This window comes from Sphingomonas citri, from assembly GCF_019429485.1.
GTDB classification, from domain to species: Bacteria; Pseudomonadota; Alphaproteobacteria; order Sphingomonadales; family Sphingomonadaceae; genus Sphingomonas; species Sphingomonas citri.
Window position 1 is genome coordinate 448,445 of record NZ_JAHXZN010000001.1, and the last position, 24,233, is coordinate 472,677.

General features: G+C 69.5%; 25 protein-coding genes and 1 tRNA gene. 10 read left to right on the forward strand and 16 right to left on the reverse strand.

Annotation, left to right across the window (positions count from 1 at the left end):
• Positions 1–20 precede the first annotated feature (20 nt).
• Both KZ820_RS02265 and lon read right to left on the reverse strand, forming a co-directional pair.
• Positions 21–293: an HU family DNA-binding protein gene (locus KZ820_RS02265; protein ID WP_183920663.1), complete on the reverse strand. Its 273-nt coding sequence runs from the start codon at positions 291–293 to the stop codon at positions 21–23.
• A gap of 160 nt (positions 294–453) precedes the next feature.
• Positions 454–2,850, reverse strand: coding sequence for an endopeptidase La (gene lon, locus KZ820_RS02270; RefSeq protein WP_219747078.1), 2,397 nt, complete (start codon positions 2,848–2,850; stop codon positions 454–456).
• Here lon and KZ820_RS02275 point away from each other — a divergent pair.
• Positions 2,849–4,630, forward strand: coding sequence for a M1 family metallopeptidase (locus tag KZ820_RS02275; RefSeq protein ID WP_219747079.1), 1,782 nt, complete (start codon positions 2,849–2,851; stop codon positions 4,628–4,630). The two genes, lon and KZ820_RS02275, sit on opposite strands and share 2 nt — an antisense overlap.
• On the forward strand, positions 4,600–4,860 hold the full coding sequence (locus KZ820_RS02280) for a hypothetical protein (protein WP_219747080.1): 261 nt from the start codon (positions 4,600–4,602) through the stop codon (positions 4,858–4,860). Before KZ820_RS02275 ends, KZ820_RS02280 begins: the two co-directional genes overlap by 31 nt.
• A 9-nt stretch (positions 4,861–4,869) precedes the next feature.
• Here KZ820_RS02280 and KZ820_RS02285 read toward each other — a convergent pair whose 3' ends face one another.
• The 6 genes from KZ820_RS02285 to KZ820_RS02310 all read right to left on the reverse strand — a co-directional run bounded on the left by KZ820_RS02285 (position 4,870) and on the right by KZ820_RS02310 (position 11,485).
• On the reverse strand, positions 4,870–5,970 hold the full coding sequence (locus KZ820_RS02285; protein ID WP_258047692.1) for a calcium:cation antiporter: 1,101 nt from the start codon (positions 5,968–5,970) through the stop codon (positions 4,870–4,872).
• A gap of 294 nt (positions 5,971–6,264) precedes the next feature.
• Positions 6,265–7,530: an ATP-dependent Clp protease ATP-binding subunit ClpX gene (gene clpX / locus KZ820_RS02290; RefSeq protein ID WP_183920667.1), complete on the reverse strand. Its 1,266-nt coding sequence runs from the start codon at positions 7,528–7,530 to the stop codon at positions 6,265–6,267.
• 255 nt (positions 7,531–7,785) lie between these two features.
• Positions 7,786–8,475, reverse strand: a complete 690-nt coding sequence (locus KZ820_RS02295) for an ATP-dependent Clp protease proteolytic subunit (RefSeq protein WP_207913325.1) — start codon at positions 8,473–8,475, stop codon at positions 7,786–7,788.
• A 56-nt stretch (positions 8,476–8,531) separates the two neighbouring features.
• On the reverse strand, positions 8,532–9,494 hold the full coding sequence (locus tag KZ820_RS02300; RefSeq protein WP_219747081.1) for a glycosyltransferase family 2 protein: 963 nt from the start codon (positions 9,492–9,494) through the stop codon (positions 8,532–8,534).
• Between the two features lie 141 nt (positions 9,495–9,635).
• On the reverse strand, positions 9,636–11,342 hold the full coding sequence (gene tig, locus KZ820_RS02305) for a trigger factor (RefSeq protein ID WP_219747082.1): 1,707 nt from the start codon (positions 11,340–11,342) through the stop codon (positions 9,636–9,638).
• 58 nt (positions 11,343–11,400) lie between these two features.
• Positions 11,401–11,485, reverse strand: a tRNA-Leu gene (locus KZ820_RS02310).
• 112 nt (positions 11,486–11,597) lie between these two features.
• Between KZ820_RS02310 and KZ820_RS02315 the strand changes: the two genes are divergently transcribed.
• Together KZ820_RS02315 and KZ820_RS02320 are read left to right on the forward strand one after the other, a co-directional pair.
• The gene (locus KZ820_RS02315) at positions 11,598–11,759 is read left to right on the forward strand and encodes a hypothetical protein (protein WP_165927005.1); all 162 of its coding nucleotides are present in this window, start codon (positions 11,598–11,600) and stop codon (positions 11,757–11,759) included.
• 11 nt (positions 11,760–11,770) lie between these two features.
• A complete protein-coding gene (locus KZ820_RS02320; protein WP_219747083.1) occupies positions 11,771–11,971 on the forward strand; it encodes a hypothetical protein in 201 nt (66 codons plus the stop codon).
• Between the two features lie 39 nt (positions 11,972–12,010).
• On the opposite strand, the gene KZ820_RS02325 is transcribed toward KZ820_RS02320, so the two are convergent.
• The 8 genes from KZ820_RS02325 to gatC form a co-directional block, all read right to left on the reverse strand.
• Positions 12,011–12,604 (reverse strand): hypothetical protein, encoded by a 594-nt coding sequence (locus KZ820_RS02325; RefSeq protein WP_219747084.1) that lies wholly within the window; start codon positions 12,602–12,604, stop codon positions 12,011–12,013.
• Positions 12,605–12,615: 11 nt separating this feature from the next.
• Positions 12,616–13,785 carry a M48 family metallopeptidase gene (locus KZ820_RS02330; RefSeq protein ID WP_219747085.1) on the reverse strand — a complete coding sequence of 390 codons (1,170 nt, stop codon included), beginning with the start codon at positions 13,783–13,785 and terminating at the stop codon, positions 12,616–12,618.
• Positions 13,785–14,549, reverse strand: a complete 765-nt coding sequence (locus tag KZ820_RS02335) for a hypothetical protein (RefSeq protein ID WP_219747086.1) — start codon at positions 14,547–14,549, stop codon at positions 13,785–13,787. The genes KZ820_RS02330 and KZ820_RS02335 overlap by 1 nt, the downstream gene beginning before the upstream one ends.
• 76 nt (positions 14,550–14,625) lie before the next feature.
• Positions 14,626–16,089, reverse strand: coding sequence for an Asp-tRNA(Asn)/Glu-tRNA(Gln) amidotransferase subunit GatB (gatB, locus tag KZ820_RS02340; RefSeq protein WP_219747087.1), 1,464 nt, complete (start codon positions 16,087–16,089; stop codon positions 14,626–14,628).
• Positions 16,082–16,498 (reverse strand): type II toxin-antitoxin system VapC family toxin, encoded by a 417-nt coding sequence (locus KZ820_RS21715; protein WP_258047693.1) that lies wholly within the window; start codon positions 16,496–16,498, stop codon positions 16,082–16,084. Before KZ820_RS21715 ends, gatB begins: the two co-directional genes overlap by 8 nt.
• Positions 16,495–16,794 (reverse strand): AbrB/MazE/SpoVT family DNA-binding domain-containing protein, encoded by a 300-nt coding sequence (locus KZ820_RS02350; protein WP_219747088.1) that lies wholly within the window; start codon positions 16,792–16,794, stop codon positions 16,495–16,497. Before KZ820_RS02350 ends, KZ820_RS21715 begins: the two co-directional genes overlap by 4 nt.
• 33 nt (positions 16,795–16,827) lie before the next feature.
• A complete protein-coding gene (gene gatA / locus KZ820_RS02355) occupies positions 16,828–18,312 on the reverse strand; it encodes an Asp-tRNA(Asn)/Glu-tRNA(Gln) amidotransferase subunit GatA (RefSeq protein WP_219747089.1) in 1,485 nt (494 codons plus the stop codon).
• A 70-nt stretch (positions 18,313–18,382) separates the two neighbouring features.
• Positions 18,383–18,670, reverse strand: a complete 288-nt coding sequence (gatC, locus tag KZ820_RS02360; RefSeq protein ID WP_219747090.1) for an Asp-tRNA(Asn)/Glu-tRNA(Gln) amidotransferase subunit GatC — start codon at positions 18,668–18,670, stop codon at positions 18,383–18,385.
• 139 nt (positions 18,671–18,809) lie between these two features.
• Here gatC and KZ820_RS02365 point away from each other — a divergent pair, with 139 nt between their 5' ends.
• From KZ820_RS02365 to KZ820_RS02390, 6 genes are all read left to right on the forward strand, one after another.
• Positions 18,810–19,910, forward strand: a complete 1,101-nt coding sequence (locus tag KZ820_RS02365; protein WP_219747091.1) for a DUF3089 domain-containing protein — start codon at positions 18,810–18,812, stop codon at positions 19,908–19,910.
• Between the two features lie 142 nt (positions 19,911–20,052).
• Positions 20,053–20,583 (forward strand): Holliday junction resolvase RuvX, encoded by a 531-nt coding sequence (gene ruvX / locus KZ820_RS02370; protein WP_219747092.1) that lies wholly within the window; start codon positions 20,053–20,055, stop codon positions 20,581–20,583.
• A 12-nt stretch (positions 20,584–20,595) separates the two neighbouring features.
• Complete coding sequence (locus KZ820_RS02375; protein ID WP_219747093.1) at positions 20,596–21,585, forward strand: aspartate carbamoyltransferase catalytic subunit; 990 nt, start codon at positions 20,596–20,598, stop codon at positions 21,583–21,585.
• Positions 21,582–22,799 (forward strand): dihydroorotase, encoded by a 1,218-nt coding sequence (locus tag KZ820_RS02380; protein ID WP_219747094.1) that lies wholly within the window; start codon positions 21,582–21,584, stop codon positions 22,797–22,799. The genes KZ820_RS02375 and KZ820_RS02380 overlap by 4 nt, the downstream gene beginning before the upstream one ends.
• 125 nt (positions 22,800–22,924) lie before the next feature.
• Positions 22,925–23,854 (forward strand): glycosyltransferase family 9 protein, encoded by a 930-nt coding sequence (locus KZ820_RS02385; protein WP_258047695.1) that lies wholly within the window; start codon positions 22,925–22,927, stop codon positions 23,852–23,854.
• Positions 23,811–24,209 carry a DUF6165 family protein gene (locus tag KZ820_RS02390; RefSeq protein ID WP_219747095.1) on the forward strand — a complete coding sequence of 133 codons (399 nt, stop codon included), beginning with the start codon at positions 23,811–23,813 and terminating at the stop codon, positions 24,207–24,209. The genes KZ820_RS02385 and KZ820_RS02390 overlap by 44 nt, the downstream gene beginning before the upstream one ends.
• The last annotated feature ends 24 nt before the right edge of the window (positions 24,210–24,233 follow it).

A 24,233-nucleotide genomic window follows, 5' to 3' on the forward strand; every position in this document is an offset into this window, starting at 1 on the left:
GCGCCGGCCCTGTCCAGCACTTAATTGAGCGAGTCCTTCAGCACCTTGCCCGCCTTGAACTTGGGCTGGCTCGACGCCTTGATCGTCATCGGCTCGCCGGTGCGCGGATTGCGCCCCGTCGACGCCTTTCGCCGGCTGACCGCGAAGGTGCCGAAGCCGACCAAGCGCACCTCATCCCCCTTCTTCAGGCTCGTCGAGATCGCGTCGAACACCGCCTCGACCGCGCGACTCGCCTCGCTCTTGCCGAGCCCGGCCGCCGTCGCGACCTGCGCGATCAGTTCCTGTTTGTTCATGCGAAGAGACCCCGTTCCTTACCGTTACGCATTCGTGATGGATTCGCGGAGCGTGGCCCGCATCCCTCCAGTAAGGCGCGCGCCCGGCGTCGAGTCAAACGAAACCGCCGCGCCCCGAGACGGGACGCGGCGGCAGTAAGTTACGTCGCATTAATGTAAATTAGTGATGCAGCTCGCCGCCGACGGGCGTGATCGGCGCGGGCGGCAGCGCCGCCAGCTCGTCCGCCTCGGTCCAGTCGATCGCCTCGAGCGGCTGGGTCAGCGCGAGCTTGAGCACCTCGTCCACGTGACTGACCGGCACGATCCGCAGCCCCTCGCGGATGTTCGCCGGTATCTCCGTCAGGTCCTTCTCATTCTCCTTCGGGATCAGCACCGTCTCGATCCCGCCGCGGAGCGCCGCGAGCAGCTTCTCCTTCAGCCCGCCGATCGGTAGCACGCGGCCGCGCAGCGTCACCTCACCCGTCATCGCCACCTCCTTGCGCACGGGGATACCCGTGAGTGTCGAGACGATCGAGGTGACCAGCCCGATACCCGCCGACGGGCCGTCCTTGGGCACCGCGCCTTCGGGCAGGTGGATGTGGATGTCCTTGCGGTGGAACAGGCTGGGTTTGATCCCGAACGAGGGAGAGCGCGCCTGAACGAAGCTGTAGGCAGCCTGAACCGATTCCTTCATCACGTCGCCGAGCTTGCCCGTCACCTTGGCCTGGCCCTTGCCCGGCACCGTGACGCTCTCGATCGTCAGCAGCTCGCCGCCCACCTGGGTCCAGGCGAGGCCGGTGACCGCGCCGATCTGGTCCTCGGTCTCGGACAGGCCGTGACGGAACTTCTGCACCCCCGCGAAGTCGGCGAGATTGTCGGGCGTGATCGTCACGCTGGCGACCTTGCCCTCGAGGATCTGGCGCAACGCCTTGCGGCACAGCTTGGCCACCTCGCGCTCCAGCGTGCGAACGCCCGCCTCGCGCGTGTAGCGCTGGATCAGCGCGCGCAGCCCCTCGTCGGTGAGCGTGAACTCGCCCGGCTTGAGCCCGTGCGCCTGCACCTGCTTGGCGATCAGATGGCGCTCGGCGATCTCGACCTTCTCGTCCTCGGTATAGCCCTCGAGCCGGATGATCTCCATGCGGTCGAGCAAAGGCTGCGGCAGGTTGAGCGAGTTGGCGGTGCAGACGAACATCACGTCACTGAGATCGATGTCGATCTCGAGATAATGATCGTTGAAGCGTGCGTTCTGCTCGGGATCGAGCACCTCGAGCAGTGCGGACGCCGGGTCGCCGCGGAAATCCTGCCCCAGCTTGTCGATCTCGTCGAGCAGGAACAAGGGATTGCTGGTCCCCGCCTTCTTCAGGTTGGTGACCACCTTGCCCGGCAGCGAGCCGATATAGGTGCGGCGATGGCCGCGGATCTCGGCCTCGTCGCGCACACCGCCGAGCGACTGGCGGATGAACTCGCGCCCGGTCGCCTTGGCGATCGACTTGCCCAGCGAGGTCTTGCCGACGCCGGGCGGGCCGACGAGACACAGGATCGGCCCCTTCAGCTTGTTGGTGCGCGCCTGCACCGCGAGATATTCGACGATGCGGTCCTTGACCTTCTCGAGCGCATAATGATCCTCGTCCAGCACCGCCTGCGCGGCGGCGATGTCCTTCTTGATCTTGCTCTTCTTGCCCCAGGGCAGCCCAAGCAGCACGTCGAGGTAGTTGCGCACGACGGTGGCCTCGGCGCTCATCGGCGCCATGGTCTTCAGCTTCTTCAGCTCCGCGGTCGCCTTGCTGCGCGCCTCCTTGGAGAGCCGCAGCGTCGCGATCTTCTGGGTGAGCTCGGCGATCTCATCGCCCTCGCCCTCCTCGCCCTCGTTGCCCAGCTCGCGCTGGATCGCCTTGAGCTGCTCATTGAGATAATATTCGCGCTGCGTCTTCTCCATCTGGCGCTTGACGCGGCTCTTGATCTTCTTCTCGACCTGGAGGACGCCGAGCTCACCCTCCATCAGCGCATAAGCCATCTCGAGCCGCTTGAGCGGATCGGATTCCATCAGCAGCGACTGCTTCTCCGCGACCTTCACCTGGATGTTGCCCGCGACTGTGTCGGAGAGCTGCCCCGCGCTCGCGATCTCGGCCAGCTGCGCCGCCAGCTCGGCGGGAAGCTTGCGGTTGAGCTTGGCATAATTCTCGAACTGGTCGACTACCGAGCGCATCAGCGCGGCCAGCTCCGGCCCCTCCACCTCGGCGTCGGCGACCGGCGCGACCGTGGCGGTGAGATAGGCCCCGCTCTCCTCCAGCGTCTCCAGCGTGGCCCGCGCCTTGCCCTCGACCAGCACGCGCACGGTGCCGTCGGGCAGCTTGAGCAGCTGCAGCACCGTGGCAGTGACCCCCATCGTGTAGAGGTCGTCGCGCGACGGGTCGTCCTCGGCCGGATCGAGCTGCGCGACCAGGTAGATCTCCTTGTCCGCGGCCATCGCCGCCTCCAGCGCGGCGACCGACTTGTCGCGCCCGACGAACAGCGGCACGATCATGTGCGGGAAGACGACGATGTCGCGAAGCGGCAGTACGGGGAAAGTGGACGTCATGGGTACTCCGGCGCCGCCCGACGAGGACGGCCAAGGTCCTTTATATGGTGTGTGGGGGCGCCGCATCAATCTGGCAGTATTCGCGACCGCGCTGGCGCTGGCGTTGAGCGGCGCCGCCGCGGCGCAGCGGCTGCACCTGCCCGGGAGGGGCGAGCCCGCGATCACCGCACAGACGCAGCGGTCGGGCGGCGTCCGTCCGCCTGAGCAGGCCGCCATTCGGCTCGTCTCGGCCGAACTCTGGTTCGAGCTCGATCCGATGCGGCGGGCGCTGACGGCGCGCGCCCGGCTCGTTGTGCGCGCTTCGGCCACGGTGCCGCGGCTGCTGCTCGACCTCGATTCCAACTATGCGGTGCGCTCGGTCAGGGTGGACGGTCGCGTGCTCCCCGCCACGTCGGTAGAGCGCCCGGACGGGCAGCTCGCGCTCGCGTTGCCGCTGACTAAGGACGCGACCGCCGCCGTCGACATCACCTATGGCGGCACGCCGCACGTCGCGGTCAACGCACCGTGGGACGACGGCATCGTCTGGTCCACCACGCCCGACGGTCATCCCTGGATCGCGACCACGACCGAGGGCTACGGCTGCGACCTTCTCTGGCCCTGCCTCGACTTCCCCGAGGGCGAGCCTGGCGAGGCTCTGCTCCACATCACCGCACCGCAGGGGCTGAAGGCGCCATCGAACGGCCGCCTGCTCGGCGTCGACGCGCTGCCCGATGGGCGAAGCGTGTGGCACTGGCGCGCGCGCCAGCCCAACACCTACGCCATCGCGATCAACCTCGGCCCCTATGAGGTGATCGAGGGCCGCTACCGCAGCCGCTACGGCAACGAGATCCCGCTCGCTTACTGGTACCTGCCCGGCGAAGAGGCGCAGGCGCGCGCGCTCTTCGCCGAGTTCGCGCCGACGCTCGACTTCTTCGAGACGGTGATCGGCCCCTATCCCTTCGGCGACGAGAAGCTCGGCGTGGTCGAGACGCCGCACAAAGGCATGGAGCACCAGACGATCAACGCCTATGGCAACGGCTATGCCAAGGCGCCCGAGGGCTTCGACTGGCTCTTCCACCACGAACTCTCGCACGAGTGGTTCGGCAACCAGTTGACCGCGGCGAACTGGGACGATTACTGGCTGCACGAGGGGTTCGGCAGCTACATGCAGCCGCTCTACGGGCGCTGGCGCGAGGGCGAGGCGCGCTACGCCGTCATGCTCGAGGCACAGCGCAACCAGATCGCCAACCGCGCGCCGGTGGTACGCGACCGCGTGCTCACCGAGGAAGAGGTGTACGAGCCAGCCAAGGGCGGCGCGGGCACCGACATCTATTACAAGGGGTCGTGGACGCTCCACACGTTGCGGTGGCTGATCGGCGACGCCGCCTTCTACGAGTCGGTGCGACGGCTGATCTACGGCCGCCCGGACCCGCGCCCCGGCAACTTTCGCCCACGCTACGGCTCGACGCGCGACTTCGAGGCGATCGTCGCGCGCGTGACCGGCAAGGATTACCGCTGGTTCTTCGACACTTATCTGCGCGACCGCGCGTTACCCGAGCTGCTGGCGACGCGAGACGGCGACGTGCTGCGGCTGGCCTGGAAGACCGAGCGACAGCGCGCCTTCGCGATGCCGATCGAGGTCCAGGTCGGAGAGAGGGTGCGGCGAGTCGCGGTGCCGGGCGAGGTGCGCGTCCCGGCCGGAGCGCACGTCACGATCGACCCGGCGGCGCGCGTGCTGCGCCGCTCGGTCGCAGTGGAGGAATATCAGGCATGGCGCGCGCGACCGACGACCTCGAGATGAGCCATTTGCTGGCACGACGCGGCGCCGAGATGGCGGCGGTCTTCATGATCGGCGATGGCATCCTCGGGCTGCTCCAACCCCGCCGCCACGTCAAACTTTGGCAGGAACGCGCGCTCGGCGCGGAGGCGCTCGTCGCGCCGTTCGTCGACCGGCCCGGGCGGCGGCGTGCCTATGCGGTGCTGCAGATCGCGGCCGGCATCGCGCTGGCGGCGCGACAGCGGGCGCGGTGAGCTGCCCGCTCATGGCACCACCGTGGTGAACAGATAGACCGCGAAGATCATCAGGTGCACGGCGCCCTGTAGCACCGTCGTCCTCCCGTTCCCGAGCGAAATGGTCGCGACGAACAGCGAGAGCGCGAGCAGCACCAGGCTCTTCGCGCCGATACCGAGCGCGAGCGGCAGGTCAAGCACCAGGCTGACCATAGCTACCGCCGGGATCGTCAGCCCGATCGTCGCCAACGCCGAGCCGAGCGCGAGATTGAGGCTGGTCTGGATCCGATTGCGCCGCGCGGCCCGGACAGCGGCGAGGCTCTCCGGTGCGAGCACCAGCGCCGCGATGACCACGCCAACGACGGCGAGCGGCAGGCCGGCGTCGAGCACCGCGTGCTCGATCGTCGCCGAGAGCGCCTTGGCGAGCAGCACCACCGCGACCAGCGCGACGAGCAGCAGCGTGAAAGCGGTCCAGGTGGTGCGCGCGTCGGGTATGGCGCCATGATCCTCCTCGCCCTCGGCGCTGAGGAAATAGTCACGGTGGCGCAGCGTCTGCACCATCACGAACACGCCATAGAGGAAGAGGCTGACCACGGCGACGAGGATCAGCTGCGACGTCGAATAGCTCGGCCCGGCTGTGGTCGAGGTGTAATTCGGTAGGACCAGCGTCAGGATCGCCAGGGCAGCGAGCGTGCACAGCGCCGCGCTCGCGCCGCGCAACGAGAAGCGCTGCTCGCCGTGGATCAGCCCACCCACCATCAGGCAAAGGCCGATGATGCCGTTGAGGATGATCATGATCGCGGCGAACACGGTGTCGCGTGCCAACGCCGAGGCATCCCCGGCGTCGGACAACATCAGCGAGACGATCAGCGACACCTCGATCACGGTCACCGCGATCGCGAGCACCAGCGTGCCGAACGGCTCGCCGACGCGGTGCGCCACCACCTCGGCGTGGTGGACCGCGGCGAGCACCGCGCCGAACAGTATCACCGCCGCCGCGATCGTGCCGACGCTTCCAAACTTGGCGAGGCTGGCGAGCACCGCGACGAGGCCGGCGAGCGGGAAGCCGACCGCCCACCAGGGCATCAGCGTGGGGGGCGGCGGCAGCGGGGCGTCGGTCGTCGTCTCCATGCCCGAGGGAATGCGCGAGCCGGGCGGTGCGATCCGCCGGACATGATAAGCAAAGAAGAAGGGCGCCGCGGTGGTGCCGCGACGCCCTCCTGCGTGCCCCCAAAGGCCGGCGACGAGAAATCATGCCTTGCCCACCGGCGTCATCCTGAGCTCATCTCAGGATCCACCGTTTGGCCTACGCCACCCTATCCGAACGAGCGGCACGATGGATCCCCGACCAAGCCCGGGGTGACAGCAGGTTCCGGAGGAACCCGCCGCTCTCCACCGCGGCCGACCACCGGGGCGAAGGAACGATCAGGCGACCTCGCCGGCCTTCTTCTTCTCGGCATAGACGCGGACCGGCTCCTTGCGCCCCTCCACCACGTCGCGATCGATCATCACCTCGTCGACCGAGTCCATTCCGGGCAGATCGAACATCGTGTCGAGCAGGATCGCCTCAAGGATCGAGCGCAACCCGCGCGCGCCGGTCTTGCGCTCGATCGCCTTCTTGGCCACCGTGGTGAGCGCGTCGTCGGTGAAGCCGAGCTTGACCTCCTCCATCTCGAACAGCTTCTGATACTGTTTCACCAGCGCGTTCTTCGGCTCGGCCAAGATCTTGACCAGCGCGGGCACGTCGAGATCCTCGAGCGTCGCGATCACCGGAAGGCGGCCGACGAACTCCGGGATCAGGCCGAACTTGAGCAGATCCTCCGGCTCGGTCTGGCGCAGCACCTCGCCGGTGCGCTTCTCCTCGGGCGAGGCGACATAGGCGCCGAAGCCGATCGACTTGCCCTGGAGACGGTCGCCGATGATCTTCTCGAGACCCGAGAAGGCGCCGCCGCAGATGAACAGGATGTTGGTCGTGTCGACCTGGAGGAACTCCTGCTGCGGGTGCTTGCGACCGCCCTGTGGCGGGACGCTGGCGGTGGTGCCCTCCATCAGCTTGAGCAGCGCCTGCTGCACGCCCTCGCCCGACACGTCGCGCGTGATCGACGGGTTCTCCGCCTTGCGGCTGATCTTGTCGATCTCGTCGATGTAGACGATGCCGCGCTGCGCGCGCTCGACGTTATAATCCGACGCCTGAAGCAGCTTGAGGATGATGTTCTCCACGTCCTCGCCCACATAGCCCGCCTCGGTCAGCGTCGTCGCGTCCGCCATGGTGAAGGGCACGTCGAGGATGCGCGCGAGCGTCTGCGCCAGCAACGTCTTGCCGCAGCCGGTCGGGCCGACGAGCAGGATGTTGCTCTTGGCGAGCTCGACATCCGCGCCCTTCGCGCCGTGGTTGAGCCGCTTGTAGTGGTTGTGCACCGCCACCGAGAGCACGCGCTTGGCCTGCTTCTGCCCGATGACGTAATCGTCGAGCACGTCGCAGATCTCCTGCGGGGTCGGCACGCCGCCGTCCTTCTTCGCGACCAGCGCCGACTTCGTCTCCTCGCGGATGATGTCGTTGCACAGCTCGACGCACTCGTCGCAGATGAACACGGTGGGGCCGGCGATCAGCTTGCGCACCTCGTGCTGCGACTTGCCGCAGAACGAGCAATAGAGCGTGCTCTTGCTATCGCCGCCACTGAGTTTCGTCATTCAGATCATCCTTCGTCGCAGGCATGGCGCCTGCCCTGGGCGCGGCGCAGGCTACCGCACTGCACCTTAAGCAACAACGTACAAAGCCACGTAATTCTGGCCGTCGCCGAGGCGGTCACGCGTTGTCGCCGAACCGCAATATCTATCCTCCGCCCCGCCGCTTCAAGGGCGTAGCGGCGCAGCGTTGACCCGCGGCGCCGAGTCCGCCGCCGCGGGAGACCGGCGCGCCGCGGTCGGCCGCGCCGGTCGAACGGATCACGCCGCGGCGCTGACGTCCTCGCTCGGTACCGGACGCTTGTCGAACACCTCGTCGATCAGGCCGAACTCCTTGGCCTCCTCGGCGCTCATGAACTTGTCGCGATCCATCGCGCGCTCGATCTCCTCGAGCGGCTTGCCGGTGTACTTGGCGTACAGCGTGTTCAGGAAGTGGCGCATGCGCAGGATCTCGCGCGCCTGGATCTCGATGTCCGCCGCCATGCCCTGCGCGCCGCCCGATGGCTGGTGGATCATGATGCGGCTATTCGTCGTGGCGACGCGCATGCCCGGCTCACCCGCGGCGAGCAGGAACGAGCCCATCGACGCGGCCTGGCCGATGCACAACGTGCCGACGCGCGGGCGGATGTACTGCATCGTGTCATGGATCGCCATGCCCGCCGTGACGACGCCGCCCGGCGAGTTGATGTACATGAAGATGTCCTTCTTCGGGTTTTCCGACTCGAGGAAGAGCAGCTGCGCGCAGATCAGCGAGGCCATGCCGTCCTCTACCCCGCCGGTGACGAACACGATCCGCTCACGCAGCAGCCGGGAGAAGATGTCGAACGAGCGCTCGCCGCGGTTCGACTGCTCGATCACGATGGGGACGAGCCCGGCCTGGGTCTGCTGCATGCCGACGCCGGCGCGCGCCAAGGCGCCTGCGAAATCGCCGGTCTCGAACGGATTGTGCATGGAATAACTCTCTTATGCCCTGAAGGCGGCTAACATCGGCGCTCGCCGCAGCTTGTTCAAGCCCCGTCGCCGGCGCCCCGCCGCGGCGCCGGCTGCGCGAGATAAGCGAGCCGTCTCACCTCGCGCCGACCACGCACCACCGTATCGAGGATCAGCCCCGCGAAGCCGCACAGCGCCGCCAGGATCATCAGCCCGGTCACCAGCACCGCGGTCGGCAGCCGGGGCACGAGGCCCGTGTGCGCGTAGGTAAGTGCCAACGGCGCGGCGAGCACCATCGCGAGCAGCGCGAGCAGCGCCCCTGCCCCGCCGAAGAACCACAGCGGCCGCTCGATCCGGTACAAGGTCGCGATCGTGCGCAGGATGCGCCAGCCGTCGCTATAGGTGCTGAGCTTCGACACCGAGCCTTCGGGGCGCGCGTAATAGGGCGTCTCGACCTCGCCGAGCGGCATCTTGAGCTCGAGCGCGTGGACGCTGATCTCGGTCTCGATCTCGAACCCGACCGACAGCACCGGGAAGCTCTTCACGAAGCGGCGCGAGAAGACGCGATAGCCGCTGAGGATGTCGCTGAAGCTCCGGCCGAACAGCCGCGTGAGCATGCCCGTGAGCAGGCTGTTGCCGAGCCGGTGGCCGCGGCGATAGGCGGCGGCCGCCTCGCCGACGCGCGTGCCGACGATCATGTCGAGCTGCTCGTCGAGCACGCGCGCGACCATCGCGGGCGCCGAGGCGGAGTCATAGGTCGCGTCACCGTCGGCCATGACATAGACGTCGGCGTCGACGTCGGCGAACATGCGCCGCACCACCGCGCCCTTGCCCTGGATGCGCTCGGTACGCACCACCGCCCCGGCGGCGCGCGCGACCGCGACGGTGCCGTCGCGGCTATTGTTGTCATAGACGTAGATGGTCGCTTCCGGCAGCGCGCGGCGGAAGCCGGCGATGGTCTCGGCGATCGCGGCCTCCTCATTGTAGCATGGCAGCAGCACCGCCACGCGCGGCATCGACCGCGTCTCGTCCACCGTCATGCCGCCCTGCATCCGCCGTCCCGCCGCCCTGATCCGCTCACCTTATCGTCATCCTAGACGATGAACCCGACCGAAACGTGAAAGAGCCGGGCTGCATCGGCAACCCGGCTCCTTCCCCGTCAAGGCGACGTCGTCGCCCGCTTACTCGGCCTTCTTGGCGCGCGTGCGCTTGGGTGCCGGCGCGTCGGCCGCCTCGGTGCCCGCCGCCGCCTCGGCCGCGACCGGATCGGACTCGAGGACCTGGGTCTCCTCGCTCACCGGCGCCGCCTTCTTGGCGCGCGGCTTCTTGGCGGGCGCCTGGGCCGCAGCCGGTTCGACCGCTGCCTCGTCGGTCGCGGTCGCCTCGTCGACCTTGGCCGCCTTCTTCGCGGCGGGCTTCTTCGCCGGCTTCTCGGCCGCGGGCGCCTCGCCGTCGGTCGCGCCACCCTTGCCGTCGCTCGCGGCCGGCTTCTTCTTGCCGCGCGTCTGCTTGGGCTTGTGGTTATCGTGATCGTGGTGGTGCGTGCCGGTCGCGAAGCCGTCCTCGCTCTCGATCGCGGCCTCGAGCTCCTCGCGGGTCGTCTCGCGCTCGGTCACCTCGGCCTTGTCGAACAGGAAGTCGACCACCTTGTCCTCATACAGCGGCGCGCGCAGCTGCGCGGCCGCCATCGGATCCTGCTGGATGTACTGGACGAAGCGCTGCTGGTCCTCGCCGCGATACTGCTGCGCGGCCTGGGCGATTAGCCGGTTCATCTCCTGCTGCGACACTTCGACGCCGTTCGCCTGACCGATCTCGCTCAGCAGCAGCCCGAGGCGGACGCGACGCTCGGCGATCTTGCGGTAATCGTCGCGCTCGGCCTCCATCTCGGCCAGCGCCGCCTGGGGATCGGGCTCGTGAGTCGCCTCGTGCTGGAGCTGCTGCCAGATCTGGTTGAACTCGGCCTCCACCATCGACGGCGGCACCTCAAAATCATGCCCCTCGGCGAGCTGGTCGAGCAGCTTGCGCTTCATATAGGTGCGCGTGAGCTGGTTGTGCTCCTGCTCGATCTGGCCGCGCAGCAGCCCGCGCAGCTGGTCCAGGCTCTCCAGCCCGAGCGCCTTGGCGAGCTCCTCGTCGATCGCGCTCTCGGCGGCGGTCTTCACCGCCTTGATCGTCAGGTCGAAGGTCGCCTGCTGGCCGGCCAGTTCCTTGGCGCCGTAATCCTCGGGGAAGGTCACGGTGATCTGGCGCTCGTCGCCCGCCTTGACCCCGACGACCTGGTCCTCGAAGCCCGGGATAAGCTGGCCCGCGCCGAGCTCGACCGCCATGTCGGTGCCGGTGCCGCCCTCGAAGGCGACGCCGTCGAGCGTCTTGCCGACGAAGTCCATCGTCACCTGGTCACCGGTCTCGGCCGCCTTGTCGCCGGCATCCTCCCAGCGCTTCTGCATGTCGGCGAAGCGCTTGAGCTGGACGTCGATCGCCGCGTCGTCGACCGGCACGGTGAGACGCTCCAGCTTCAGCCCTTCGATCGCGGGGGCCGGCACCTGCGGCAGCACCTCCAGCTCGACCTTGAGCTCGGCGTCCTTGCCGGCCTCATAGCCCTCGGTCAGCTCGACCGACGGCTGCATCGCGGGGCGCAGCTGCTTCTCGCTGATCAGCGCCTGGATGCCCTCCTGGATAGAGGTGTTGAGCGCGTCCTGGTGCAGCGCCGGACCGTGCATCTTGCGCACGAGGTTGGCAGGCACCTTGCCGGGGCGGAAGCCGGGCATGCGGATCTGCGGCGCGACGCGCTTCAGCTCGGCGTCGACCCGCCCCGCGATCGCACTGGCGGGGATGGTCACGGTGTAGGCGCGCTTCAGGCCCTCGTTCAACGTCTCGACAGTCTGCATAGGCCGCTTTCGTCTGGAATAGGATGAGTGATGGCCACCCCGCGTGAAGCGCGGGGACTGGTGCGGGCGAAGGGACTCGAACCCCCACATCTTGCGATACCAGAACCTAAATCTGGCGCGTCTACCAGTTCCGCCACGCCCGCAAGTCGGACACCGCCGGTCGGCGGGCTCTATACCGCGGGCGCGGCCGGAGCAAGCGCCGTGAACGGGCAACTCCGCGCGCGGCGATACGTTGACCCGTAAAGGAGAAAAGCGATGGCCACCAACCCCGTCAGCCCGCCCGACGTGCCGCAGCCGACCTCGCCCGGTACGCCCGACGCGCCGCCGCCCGAGATCAACCCGCCCGGCCCCGACATCGACGTCCCCGCCCCCGGCGCGCCCGCCGGCGACCCGGCCCCGGCCAACCCCAGCATCTGAGCGAGACCGACATGACCGAGCGAGAGATCGACCCCATCCCGAACCGCGACGACGAGCGCCCCGACATCCAGCAGGCGGTCGAGGCGCGCAGCGACGCGGTCGCACGCGGCGAGGGCGGCAAGGAGCCCGCGCGCTTCACCGACACCGGCGAGTTCGACGGCAACAGCGGTACCGGCGGCGAGGTGAAGAACCAGGATTTCAACCAGCAGTGAGGCGCGATGGGGCCGGCCGGGGCGCTCGCCTCGGCCGGCTCAGCGGAACCGCGCGGTCGCGGCGAGTCGGCGCCAGCTCTCCAGATCGCGCGCAAAATAATGGAGCGCGGGCGCCTCGTAGCTCATCCAGTAGAGCTTCTTGCCGCGGATCACCGCGAGCGCCTCGCCGTGCCGCTCCACCTCCTCCTCCTGTCGCGTGAAGGTGTAGCGGAAGCGGATCGCGCGCGCGCCGTCGATCAGCGCCGGTTCGGCCGAGTCGATCGTCATCAGCGAGGCGCCCAGCGCGATACGATAGCTCTTCTCGACAAGATCGGGCACGTCGGTGAGCAGCGTCGTCGTGGAGAAATGCGGCAGCGGCTGATCGTGCTTCGACACCTCGCGGAACAGCGGCCGACCGCTCTCGATCGCGCCGCAGAAGGTGACCGCGTTGAGCGCCGCGCCGTCGAGCGTCCAGCGGTCGCAGCGCGGCCCCGGCCGCCAGCCCAGCGCGTTCCATTCGCGGTCGGGCGTCACCGTCAGCGCGTCATGCGCCACCGCGACCGGGTGGCCGGCCTCGACCAGGCGATTGCTCGCGCAGGCGGGCGTGGCGGCGGCGACGAGCAGCAGCGCGCACGCGCCCAGCGAGCGGTTCATCGAGCGGTCCTTCACGAGATGAGCGCGCGCACCATCGCGGCGTCCCCGGCAGCGGGCGCGAGTTCGAGATAGCGTCGCAGCTCGGCGCGGCCTGGCTCCGCCTCCCCACTCCGCAACAGCGCCATGCCAAGCCCGCGGTGGCTCTCGGCGTGGCGCTGGTCGAGCGCGAGCGCCTGACGGTAGAAGTCGGCCGCGGCGACCAGGTCGCGCGGATTGCCGCGCTGGCGGTAGAGTTCGGCGCGCGCGAACAGCAGGTCCTCGCTCCAGCCGTCCTGTGCCAGCTGGCCGAGCAGATAGTCGGTGCCGCCGAAGTCGTTGAGCTTGATCTGATCGGCCAGGAACGCCGCGCGCCACGGCCGCAGCGCCGCGGCATAGGCCACCGCCTCGGTCACGCCCCCGGCGGGCAGCGTCGCCGCGGCGGCGCGCAGCGCGGTCATGCGCTGCAGATTCGTCGGGTGCGTGTCGAGGAGGTGGACCCCGTCGTAGCGGCGCGAGCGCTGTTTGCGCCCCGCCGCCCTGGCGTCGGCCTCGTCCATCTGGCGGGCCCACACCTCGGCGACGCGGCGTGGATCATAGCCCGCGGCGGCGACGAAGCGGAGGCCGAGCGAGTCGGCCTCGCCCTCCTGCGCGCGACTGAACGAATAGATGTTGGCCGTCGTGATCAGCCGGACCAACGGTGCCGCGCCGCCGGCGAATAGCGCCGTCCAGGCAGCGAGATCGCTCGCGCCAAGCCGGCGATGCTGGAGCGCCAAGGTATGGCGCTGCTCGAAATGCGCGAACTCATGCCCCAGCACCGCGCCGAGCTCGGCCTCGTCGCGCACGCGCAGCAGCAACCCGCTCCACACCGAGATAGCGCCATTGGGATGGGTGGTGGCGTTCATCGCCGGGATGCGGAGCACGTACAGCCGGACGGCGTGGCAGCGTTCGTCGCCGACGGTGCGGCACAGCACGTGGCGGACATAGGCGTTGAGCGCGACGTCGTCGATCAGCAGGTGCGAGTCGCGCAGCTGGCGCTCGTCCTCGTCCGCCTGCATCCAGATGCCGCGCTCGGCCACCGTGCGGGGCTGATACGCACCGGCGAAAGGCGGCAGAGTCGAGTCGGTGGCCCGCGCGGCGACGGACTCGAGCGGGAGGCAGAGAATGGCGAGCGCGAGCGCCACGCGGACGATCGGACGCGGCATCACCGTGCCTCCTGTGAAGTCGCGGAAGCGGCAGGCACCTCGGCTCGACCCGGGAAGCCTTCGAGCAGCTCGGCGACCCGCTTGGCGGCGCCCTCGGGCGTGCGCACGTCCCCGCCCATCTGCCGGTCGGCGTTGAGCCACACCAGATCGCCGGTGCGCAGGTCGACCAGCCCGGCATAGCCCGTGTGCTCGCCCGATCTGACCCCGACCCCGACCGTCGCCGCGGCGAGCAGCTGGAAGATCTTGCGCCCGGTCGAGCCATAAGCATCCTCGGTGTCGACGAAGAGCGCATAGTCGCACCCCTGCCCGCGCGCGATCCGCGCCACGTCCGGGCCGAGCGTCCAGTCGAACTGGTCGGCGCGCTTCTTGGTGGGCAGCCGATTGCCCTTGAAGAACTGATAGTCGATCACCGACTGGGCGACCACGGCGAAGAGCGCCTGATAGTCGGCGACCAGCCGCGTGTCGGCGCCGATCGCCTCGGGCGCGCGCACCACTTCGTTGCCGAGCGTGCGCTGCGCCGCCGCCAGCGCGGCGTCGATCCGCTCGCGCGCCTGCGCGGTCCAGTCGGCGTTGGCCTGGAACAGACCCGCGGTCGACTGCGCACCGACCGTGATCCGCGGGCGCAGCAGCAGGATCTGCACCGTGCCGCGCGGCAGCGTGAAGCCCGGCCGCACCGCCGATCGCTCCTGCGCCGACACCGGCTCAGTGGCCCCGATAGCGAGCGCGACACAGCAGGCCGCCACGGCGGCGCGACAGACTGACATTCACTCCCCCGTCGACGACCCCGCCGGCGAGGGAGAAAGTACCGCCCGCCTGCCGACCGGCAAGCGGGCGGCTGGCTCAGTTCAGCGCCTTCTTCAGCAAGTCGTTGACGACCTGCGGGTTCGCCTTTCCGCCCATCGCCTTCATGGTCTGCCCGACGAAGAAGCCGAACAACGCCACCTTGCCGCCGCGATACTGCTCCAGCTGGCCCGGGTTCTTGGCCAGCACCTCGGCAATCACCGCCTCGATCGCGCCGGTGTCGCTGGTCTGCTTGAGCCCGCGCTCCTCGACGATCTTGCCCGGCGCGTCGCCGGTTTCCAGCATGGCCTCGAACACCTGCTTGGCGAGGCTGCCCGAGAGCGTACCGTCCGCGACCAGCGCGAGCAGCTCGGCCGCCTGTCCCGGCTGCACGGGGCTGTCGCCGATCGACTTGCCCAGGCGGTTGAGCGCGCCGAACAGCTCGCTGGTCACCCAGTTCGCCGCCGCGACCGGCGCCGCACCCTGCTCCAGCAGCGCGTCGAACCAGCGCGCGCTCTCCACCTCGGCGGTGAGCACCGCGGCATTGTACGGCGTGATGCCGAGCGCCTCGTAGCGCTGGCGCTTGGCGTCGGGCAGCTCGGGCAGACTCGCGCGGCACGCCTCGAGGAAGGCGTCGTCGAGTTCGAGTGGCAGCAGGTCGGGATCGGGGAAGTAGCGATAGTCGTGCGCGTCCTCCTTGGAGCGCATCGACCGTGTCGTGCCGCTGTCGGGGTTGAACAGCCGCGTCTCCTGCACGACCGTGCCGCCGCCCTCGATCAGCTCGACTTGGCGCTTGGCCTCATGCTCGATCGCCGCCATCACGAAGCGGACCGAGTTGACGTTCTTGGTCTCGGTGCGAGTGCCGAACTCGGCACCGGGGCGCCGCACGCTGACGTTGACGTCGGCACGCATCGAGCCCTCCTCCATGTTGCCGTCGCACGAACCGACATAGCGCAGGATCGCCCGCAACTTGCGCAGGTAAGCCCCTGCTTCTGAAGGAGAACGCATGTCGGGGCGGCTGACGATCTCCATCAGTGCCACGCCCGACCGATTGAGGTCGACATAGGAACGTGTCGGGTGCTGATCGTGCATCAGCTTGCCCGCGTCCTGCTCGACATGGATGCGCTCGACCCCGATCGTCTTGACCGTCTCGCCGTCCTCGATCTCGACCGAGCCTTCGCCGACAAGCGGATGATAAAGCTGAGAAATCTGGTATCCCTGCGGGAGATCGGCGTAGAAGTAGTTCTTGCGGTCGAAGCGCGACCAGCGGTTGATCTGCGCGTCGATAGCCATGCCGGTGCGCACCGCCTGGCGGATGCACTCGCGGTTGGGCACGGGCAGCATGCCGGGCATCGCCGCATCGACCAGCGACACCTGGGTGTTGGGCTCGGCGCCAAAGGCCGTTGCCGCGCCCGAGAAGAGCTTGGCCTGGCTTGTCACCTGCGCGTGGACCTCGAGGCCAATCACGACCTCCCACTCGCCGGTGTCGCCCTTGATACGATAGGGGGTGAATGCGTCAGCCATGATCGGTCTCGGGTGTGATGAGGGTAAGGTCGGGGAAATAAGCGGCGAGATGTTGGCGATCGCGGGTGATCAGCACCGACTGCGGTGTCGTCGCCGCCTGAGCTTCGATCAGAAAGTCGGCGAGCACCGCGGTTCCAGGGCCGCCAGCGTGGCGGTAGGCGCGATGGGCGACACCGGCGCGGAACGCCGCCGCGGCATCGAGCGACTGCACCACTATACCGAGCCGATCCAGGTAACCGCGCTGTGAGTCGAGGTCAGCGAAGCGGCCAGCACATTCGGCCAGCACGACGACGCTGATCGCGACCGCACCGATCGCGGTGGCCGACGCGAGCTGGGACGCGCTCCAGTCGCCGAACGCCGAGGCGGGCGCGAGCAGATCGAGCGGGACATCGCTGTCGAGGAAGGTCATTCGCCGGTCTCGCGCGGCAAAGGGACCGGTTCGCGCAGGTCAGCCATGTAGCTGTCTGGGTCGAGGCCCTTGGCGAGGTGATGATAGTCGCGCTGGACCCGCCGGATGCGTTCAATCGCCGCCGCGACCCTGGCTGGGTCGGGCACCACCCGAACGGGACCGCGGCGGATCACCGCCTCCCCCTCGCCGCGCAACTCGAGACCGACGGGCTTGCCGGGACGAAGGCCGAGCGCGTCGCTAACGTCCTTCGGGATCGTCACCTGCCCCTTCGACGTCAGATTGGTCAGCTTGCCCATCCGCAGAGTGTTATTCGCCAGCGGTATTACCGTCTACCACCAGCGCTCGGGTCGCGCGACGAAGCCGGCGCGCTCCTCGATCGCCAGGGCGGCGTCGAGCACGCCCTGCTCGTCGAGCGGCTTGCCGATGATCTGCAGCCCCAGCGGCAGCCCGCCCGCGTCGACCCCGCCCGGCACGCTCATCGCGGGCAGGCCAGCGAGCGACGAGGGCACGGTGAAGACGTCGTTGAGGTACATCGCCAGCGGATCGGCGGCCTTCTCCCCCAGCGCGAAGGCCGCCGAGGGCGCGGTCGGCGTCAGCAGCACGTCGCACTGCTCCCAGGCGCGCTCGAAGTCGCGCGCGATCAGCGTGCGCACCTTCTGCGCCTGGGTGTAATAAGCGTCGTAGAAGCCCGCCGACAGCACGTAGGTGCCGATCAGGATGCGCCGCTTGACCTCGTCGCCGAACCCCTCGGCGCGCGTCCGCGCGTACATCTCCTGGAGGTTGGCGCCGTCGGGCAGGTCGCGCAGGCCGTAGCGGACCCCGTCGTAGCGCGCGAGGTTCGACGAGGCCTCCGCCGGGGCGATGATGTAATAGGCCGGCAGCGCGTAGCGCGTGTGCGGCAGAGACACCTCGACGATCTCGGCGCCGGCGTCGCGCAGCCAGTCGATGCCGCGCTGCCACAAAGCGTCGATCTCGGCCGGCATGTCGTCGACGCGATATTCCTTGGGGATGCCGACGCGCTTGCCCCTGAGCGAGGCGTTGAGACCCGCCTCCCAGCGCGGCACCTCGAGATCGAGCGAGGTCGCGTCCTTCGAGTCGAAGCCCGCCATCGCCTCGAGCATGATCGCGCAGTCGCGCACGTCGCGCGCCATCGGCCCGGCCTGGTCGAGCGACGAGGCGAAGGCGATCACGCCCCAGCGCGAGCAGCGGCCGTAGGTCGGCTTGATCCCGGAGATGCCGGTGAACGCCGCGGGCTGGCGGATCGAGCCGCCCGTGTCGGTGCCGGTCGCGCCCGGCGCGATCCGCGCCGCCACCGCGGCCGAACTGCCGCCGGACGAGCCGCCGGGCGCCAGCGGCGCGTTGCCGCCGTCGGCGCGACGCCACGGGCTCACCACGTTGCCAAAGTGGCTCGTCTCGTTGGACGAGCCCATCGCGAACTGGTCCATGTTGAGCTTGCCGAGCATGCCCGCGCCCGCGTCCCACAGCTTCTGCGAGACGGTAGACTCATATTCGGGAGTGAAGCCCTCGAGGATGTGGCTCGCGGCGGTGCTCGGCACACCCTTGGTGCAGAACAGGTCCTTCATCCCGATCGGCACGCCGGCGAGCGGCTTGAGCGCCTCGCCCCCGGCGCGCGCCGCGTCGGCGGCGTCGGCGGCGGCGAGCGCGTGCTCCGGGGTCTCGACAAGGAAAGCGTTGAGCGGCTTGGCGGCGGAGACCGCGGTGGTGAAGGCCTCGGCCACCTCGCGCGCGCTGAACGTGCCGGCGCGCACGCCGTCGCGAATGTCGCGGATGCCGAGATCAGTGAGGTCGGTCACTAGAGGTCGTCCATGCGGGAGGAGATCCCGGCATGCGCCGGGATGATCGAGTGCCGATCGAAGGCGATCGTCACTCGATCACCTTCGGCACCGTGAAGAAGCCATGCTCGGCCTGGGGCGCGTTGGCGAGCACCGACTCGCGGATGCCGCCGTCGGTCACGAGGTCGTCGCGCAGCCGCAGACGATTGGCGATCACCGCCGTCATCGGCTCGACCCCGGCGGTGTCGACCTCGCCGAGCTGCTCGATCCAGTCGAGGATGTTACCCAGTTCGGGGGAGAGCCGCTCGGCCTCCTCCTCGGTGATGGCGATGCGGGCGAGCCCAGCGATGCGCCGCACGGTTGCGATATCAACGGACATAGCCGGCGCGCTACCGCGAGCCCCGCCGCAACGCAACCGCGGCGGCACGCGCGCGGTTGCGCGGATCGCAACTCTGAGGCACCTCCTTTGCGATTGCGGCGCCGGCGACTTTGCTGCACCGCAGCATGGTGACATACGCTTGGTTCGCAGATTCCTCTACGTCGTCGCCGGCCTGATCGTGCTCGCGCTCGCCGGTCTGCTCGCCTATCGCATCTGGGGCGTTCCGTTGATGCGCGCCGCGCTCGTGCCCGGTGAGAGTTTCCGCGCGCAGCCGACACTGAGCATCGCCGACTATCGCGACGATCGGATGTGGCTCGCGCGCCCGTCGCTGGTGAACGACCCGTCGCGCTGGACCCCGCCCGGCTATCGGCCTCGCCAGACGCACGGCGGCGCGGCGGTGTTCTTCATTCACCCGACCTCTTACCTCAGCCGCGCGCATTGGAACGCCCCGCTCGACGATCGCGAGGCCAACGATCGCGCCGCCCTGTTCCTGCGCGGCCAGGCGAGCGCGTTCAACGAGGCAGGCGAGATCTGGGCGCCGCGCTACCGACAGGCGACCTTCGGCGCCTTTCTCACCGACAAGGCCGCCGCCGACCAGGCGCTGGCGCTCGCCTATCGCGACCTGCTCGCCGCCTTCGACGTCTTCCTCGCCGAGATCGCGCCGGACCGGCCGATCATCCTCGCCGGGCACAGCCAGGGTGCGCTCCACCTGACGCACCTGCTCAAGGACCGCGTCGCGGGCAAGCCGCTGGCGAAGCGGATCGTCGCCGCTTACGCGATCGGCTGGCCGATCTCGATCACCACCGACCTTCCCGCGCTCGGCCTGCCCGCCTGCACCGCGCCCGAGCAGCGCGGCTGCGTGCTGGCGTGGCAGAGCTTCGCCGAGCCCGCCGACCCGTCGCTGATCCTCGACACGTTCGATCGCACCACCGGCTTCGACGGCCGCCCGCGCCGCGGCACGCCGCTGCTGTGCACCAACCCGCTAACGGGGGCGAACGGCGGCAGCGCGCCCGCCAGCGCCAATCTGGGCACGCTCTACCCCAACGCCGATCTGTCGAGCGCGACGATCCGCACCGGCACGGTCGGCGCGCGCTGCGCCGGGCGTGGGCTGCTGCTGATCGGCAGCCCGCCCGACCTCGGGCCGTACACGCTGCCCGGCAACAATTACCACGTCTACGATTACAGCCTCTTCTGGGCCAACGTCCGCGCGGATGCCGCGCGGCGCCTGGCGGCGCAGTGAGCGTGTACCGTCGACCTCCCCTTTCCCGTCATCCCGGCCTCGAGCCGGGATCCATGTCTCGGCACGAGCAACGACCGCTGTGTTCGCGACACGATGGATCCCGGCTCGAGGACGGGATGACGGGGAGAGCGAGCCACCATCGATGACCGCGCCCACCCCCCGCGTGGCGATCGCCACTACCGCCGCCGCCTTCCGCGCCGCGCTACCGCACGGCGGTCGGCTGCTCGGGCTCGACGTCGGCACCAAGACGATCGGCACCGCGCTGTGCGACGCGGGCTGGAGCTTCGCCAGCCCCGCGCTGCTGATCCGCCGCAGCAAGTTCACCGCCGAGAAGGCCACGCTACTGGCGCTCTCCACCCAGCAGCAGGTCGTCGGCTGGGTGATCGGCCTGCCGCTCAGCCTCGACGGCAGCGAGAGCCCGCGCACCCAGTCGACCCGCGCCTTCGCGCGCAACTGCGCCGACCTCGGCCTGCCGCTGCTGCTGTGGGACGAGCGCTGGTCCACCGTCAGCGCCGAACGCGCGCTGATCGCGCAGGACATGAGCCGCGCCAAGCGGGCCGAGCGGATCGACAATCACGCCGCCGCGACGATCCTCCAGGCCGCGATCGACGCGCTGGTGCTGGCGCCGGTCGAGCCGGGCGTACCGCTTGCGCCGCCGGGGAGCGCGGACTAGGCACCGCGCTCGATGACCCAATCGGACCACCGCCCCGGCACCCTGATCCCCGGCGGCGCGGTATTCCCGCATCGCCATCTCACCGGCATCGAGGGGCTCGAGCCGCACGAGATCACCTTCCTGCTCGACGAGGCCGAGACCTGGGTCGAGGCCAACCGCACCCGCGCCGCGCCCGACCGTCGCCTCGCCGGCTTCACCCAGATCAACGCCTTCTTCGAGAATTCGACGCGCACGCTGCTGAGCTTCGAGATTGCGGGCAAACGGCTGGGCGCCGACACGGTGAATATGCACGCCGCCCAGTCGAGCGTGAAGAAGGGCGAAACGCTGATCGACACCGCGCAGACGCTCAACGCGATGCGCGCCGACGTGATCGTGATCCGCCACATGTCCTCGGGCGCGGTGCGACTGATCGCGGACAAGGTCGACTGCCCGGTGCTCAACGCCGGCGACGGCCGCCACGAGCATCCGACGCAGGCGCTGCTCGACGCGCTGACGATCCGGCGCCGGCTCGGCGGCATCGCGCACAAGCGCGTCGTGATCTGCGGCGACCTGCTCCATAGCCGGGTGGCGCGCTCGAACATCCTCGCGCTCACCGCGCTAGCCGCCGAGGTGCGCGTCTGCGCGCCCTCGACGCTGATGCCGCCCGCGATCGAGCGGTTCGGCGTCACCGCCTTCACCGACTTCGACCGCGCGATGGAGGGCGCCGACGTCGTGATGATGCTGCGACTCCAGACCGAGCGGATGGCGGGCGGCTATGTCCCGTCGAGCCGCGAATATCACCTGCGCTACGGGCTCACGCTCGAGCGGCTGGCGAAGCACGCGCCCGGCGCGCTGATCATGCATCCCGGGCCGATGAACCGCGGCGTCGAGATCGACTCGGCGGTGGCCGATCACGTCGAACAGTCGGCGATCACGGAGCAGGTGCAGATGGGTGTGGCGGTGCGCATGGCCTGTCTCGACGTGTTGACGCGGCGCGCGCGCGGCGTGGAGGGCTGGGCATGAACCGGTCCGTCCACTTCACCAACGCGCGGCTGGTCTGCCCCGAGCGCGGCGAGCGCGAGGGCGAGCTGCTGATCGTCGACGGCGTGATCGCTGACGGTCCCGCTCCCGCCGACGCGCTGCGGGTCGACTGCCGCGGCAAGCTGCTCGCCCCCGCGCTGATCGACGTCGGCGTGGCGCGGATCGACCGCGCCGCGGCGCGGGCCGGCGGGATCGTCCGGGTCGCGCCCATGCCCGACCAGGTGCCGGTGCTGGACGAGCCCGGCGCGGTGCAGCGGCTCGCGCTGATCGGTCGACCCGACCTGTGGATCCATCCGATCGCGGCGGCGACGCGCGGGCTGGCCGGCGCCGACCTGGCGGAGATGGCGATCTGTCTCTCCGCCGGCGCGCGCGCCGTCGGCACCGGCCGCGGCTGGATCGCCGACTCGGGAGTCATGCACCGCGTGCTGAGCTACGCGCGCGACCTCGACGCGGTCGTGATCACGCATGCCGAGGACGGCGGGCTGACGCGCGGTGCGGTCGCCAGCGAGGGCGAGACCGCGTCGCGGCTCGGCCTGCCCGCCGCCCCCGCCGTGGCAGAGGCGCTGGCGATCGCGCGCGACCTGATGCTCGCGGAGGAGACCGGCGCGCGGCTCCACCTCCGCGCGGTCACCACCGCGGCGGGGTTCGCGCTGGTGCGCGCGGCCAAGGCGCGCGGCGTGCGCGTGACCTGTGGGATCACCCCGGCGCATCTGCTGCTCTCCGACAATGCGATGAGCGACTTCCGCACCTTCGCGCACCTGTCGCCGCCGCTGCGCAGCGAGGCCGACCGCCACGCCGCGCTCGCCGCCCTCGCCGACGGGACGATCGACCTGCTGTGCTCGGGCCACGACCCGCGCGGGCCGGAGGAGAAGCGCCTTCCCTTCGCCGACGCCAGCCCCGGCGCGGCCGACGCCGCGGCCTTGCTCGCTCTGGGGCTCGGGCTCGCACGCGACGGGCGGGTGTCGCTGCCGCGGCTGTTCGCATTGCTCGCGCGCGCGCCGGCCGCGCTGCTCGGGCTGGAGACGGGCGCGCTGCTGCCGGGCCTGCCGGGCGACGTCATCCTCCTCGATCCCGACGCGCCGTGGCAAATCGACGCGGACACGCTGCCGGGCAAGGCGGGCAACACGCCCTTCGACGGGCTGCCGGTGCAGGGCAAGCTGCTGCGCATGTGGAAAGGCGGGCGCGAGTTGGTCTGAGCGGGCTTGCGCTCGACCGTCGGACGGTCGTTCCGTCCGCGACGAAGCTCACCAAATCAGACGCTTAATTCCGTCACGCCGGCGCAACGAGGGAACCGGCGCCGCTCTCGCGCGGTTCGTCCCGCATGGAGCTACATAGCAGCTGGGCGGAGGCGATGCGCGCGCGCGACTATGCCGCCGCCTGGGCGCTCGAACGCCGGGTCATCGCCGCGCGCGATCCCGCGACGTGCGATGACCCCAGCCTGCCCTATCACCAACGCTGGGTGCGGAACGGGAGCCCCGTCGATGACGTGGACGTGCTGGTGCGCTGTTACCACGGCCTCGGCGACACGCTCCAGTTCGCGCGCTACCTACCCGCGCTCGCACGTCGCGCCAGGAGCGTGACGGTCGAGGCGCCGCTGCGGCTGCACCCCTTGCTCGCGGGGATCGCCGAGGTGAGCCTTCACAGCTTTGACCCGGCGCGCCCGCTAAAGCCGCGCGCCTGCGACATCGAGATCACCGAGCTGCCCGGCGCGCTAGAACTGGCGCCTGACGATGTGCCGGCTTCCTACCTCCGCGTCGCCTCGGCGCCGATCCCGGCGCTAACCGTCGGACTGTGTCACCAGGCGGGAGACTGGGACCTCGACCGCTCTTTACCCGAGGCGCTGCTCGCCCCGATCGCCGATCGTCACCGGTGCCTCTCACTGGTTGCCGCACCGTCGACGCTGCCGGTGATCAATCCCGACGGCTGTCCCTTCGATCTCGCCGCCACCGCGGCGCTGGTCGCGGGCTGCGCAGCGGTGATCACGGTCGACACGATGGTGGCGCATCTCGCCGGCGCGCTCGGGCGCCCGACCTGGCTGTTGCTCAAGCATCGGCCAGACTGGCGCTGGGACCCGACCCGCCACGACAGCGACTGGTACCCGACGCTGCGCCTCCACGCGCAATCTCGCGCCGGTGATTGGACGCCGGTGATGGCCAAGGTGGCCAGCGAGGTCGACGCTTTCTTCGACGATCAGGGAGAGACGATCCATGGCCAGCCTGCCCAGCCCGTCGGTACCCGTCTCTTGGGGTGAGCTGCTCGACAAGATCACGATCCTGGAGATCAAGCGCGAGCGGATCGCGCGCGCTGACGCCCGCGCCAACGTCGCTCGCGAGCATGAGGCGCTGAGCGAGATCGGCGCCGGCGTGATCGGACAGCAGGCGATCGCGCCGCTGTTCGGCCAGCTTAAGTCGATCAACTGCGAATTGTGGGAGATCGAGGACGCGATCCGGCAGGAGGAGGCCGCCGCATCGTTCGGCAGCGACTTCATCCAGCTGGCGCGCTCGGTTTATTTCAAGAACGACGAGCGCGCGCGGCTGAAGCGCGCGATCAACCTCGCGCTCGAGTCCGAGCTGATCGAGGAGAAGAGCTACCCGGCGATGAACTGACCGCCGCCCCACCGGCAGCGGTCT

What these genes read in the sequence shown, in the direction of transcription:
- lon (WP_219747078.1), bottom strand. Translation starts at nt 2,850, where the DNA reads ATGACGTCCACTTTCCCCGTACTGCCGCTTCGCGACATCGTCGTCTTC.
- KZ820_RS02300 (WP_219747081.1), bottom strand. Translation starts at nt 9,494, where the DNA reads ATGACGGTGGACGAGACGCGGTCGATGCCGCGCGTGGCGGTGCTGCTG.
- KZ820_RS02390 (WP_219747095.1), top strand. Translation starts at nt 23,811, where the DNA reads ATGGCCAGCCTGCCCAGCCCGTCGGTACCCGTCTCTTGGGGTGAGCTG.
- clpX (WP_183920667.1), bottom strand. Translation starts at nt 7,530, where the DNA reads ATGACGAAACTCAGTGGCGGCGATAGCAAGAGCACGCTCTATTGCTCG.
- KZ820_RS02275 (WP_219747079.1), top strand. Translation starts at nt 2,849, where the DNA reads ATGGGTACTCCGGCGCCGCCCGACGAGGACGGCCAAGGTCCTTTATAT.
- gatB (WP_219747087.1), bottom strand. Translation starts at nt 16,089, where the DNA reads ATGGCTGACGCATTCACCCCCTATCGTATCAAGGGCGACACCGGCGAG.
- KZ820_RS02380 (WP_219747094.1), top strand. Translation starts at nt 21,582, where the DNA reads ATGAACCGGTCCGTCCACTTCACCAACGCGCGGCTGGTCTGCCCCGAG.
- KZ820_RS02350 (WP_219747088.1), bottom strand. Translation starts at nt 16,794, where the DNA reads ATGGGCAAGCTGACCAATCTGACGTCGAAGGGGCAGGTGACGATCCCG.
- KZ820_RS02315 (WP_165927005.1), top strand. Translation starts at nt 11,598, where the DNA reads ATGGCCACCAACCCCGTCAGCCCGCCCGACGTGCCGCAGCCGACCTCG.
- KZ820_RS02295 (WP_207913325.1), bottom strand. Translation starts at nt 8,475, where the DNA reads ATGCACAATCCGTTCGAGACCGGCGATTTCGCAGGCGCCTTGGCGCGC.
- KZ820_RS02320 (WP_219747083.1), top strand. Translation starts at nt 11,771, where the DNA reads ATGACCGAGCGAGAGATCGACCCCATCCCGAACCGCGACGACGAGCGC.
- KZ820_RS02335 (WP_219747086.1), bottom strand. Translation starts at nt 14,549, where the DNA reads ATGTCAGTCTGTCGCGCCGCCGTGGCGGCCTGCTGTGTCGCGCTCGCT.
- KZ820_RS02385 (WP_258047695.1), top strand. Translation starts at nt 22,925, where the DNA reads ATGGAGCTACATAGCAGCTGGGCGGAGGCGATGCGCGCGCGCGACTAT.
- gatC (WP_219747090.1), bottom strand. Translation starts at nt 18,670, where the DNA reads ATGTCCGTTGATATCGCAACCGTGCGGCGCATCGCTGGGCTCGCCCGC.
- tig (WP_219747082.1), bottom strand. Translation starts at nt 11,342, where the DNA reads ATGCAGACTGTCGAGACGTTGAACGAGGGCCTGAAGCGCGCCTACACC.
- KZ820_RS02280 (WP_219747080.1), top strand. Translation starts at nt 4,600, where the DNA reads ATGGCGCGCGCGACCGACGACCTCGAGATGAGCCATTTGCTGGCACGA.
- KZ820_RS02375 (WP_219747093.1), top strand. Translation starts at nt 20,596, where the DNA reads ATGACCCAATCGGACCACCGCCCCGGCACCCTGATCCCCGGCGGCGCG.
- KZ820_RS02325 (WP_219747084.1), bottom strand. Translation starts at nt 12,604, where the DNA reads ATGAACCGCTCGCTGGGCGCGTGCGCGCTGCTGCTCGTCGCCGCCGCC.
- KZ820_RS02265 (WP_183920663.1), bottom strand. Translation starts at nt 293, where the DNA reads ATGAACAAACAGGAACTGATCGCGCAGGTCGCGACGGCGGCCGGGCTC.
- KZ820_RS02330 (WP_219747085.1), bottom strand. Translation starts at nt 13,785, where the DNA reads ATGCCGCGTCCGATCGTCCGCGTGGCGCTCGCGCTCGCCATTCTCTGC.
- KZ820_RS21715 (WP_258047693.1), bottom strand. Translation starts at nt 16,498, where the DNA reads ATGACCTTCCTCGACAGCGATGTCCCGCTCGATCTGCTCGCGCCCGCC.
- ruvX (WP_219747092.1), top strand. Translation starts at nt 20,053, where the DNA reads ATGACCGCGCCCACCCCCCGCGTGGCGATCGCCACTACCGCCGCCGCC.
- KZ820_RS02285 (WP_258047692.1), bottom strand. Translation starts at nt 5,970, where the DNA reads ATGGAGACGACGACCGACGCCCCGCTGCCGCCGCCCCCCACGCTGATG.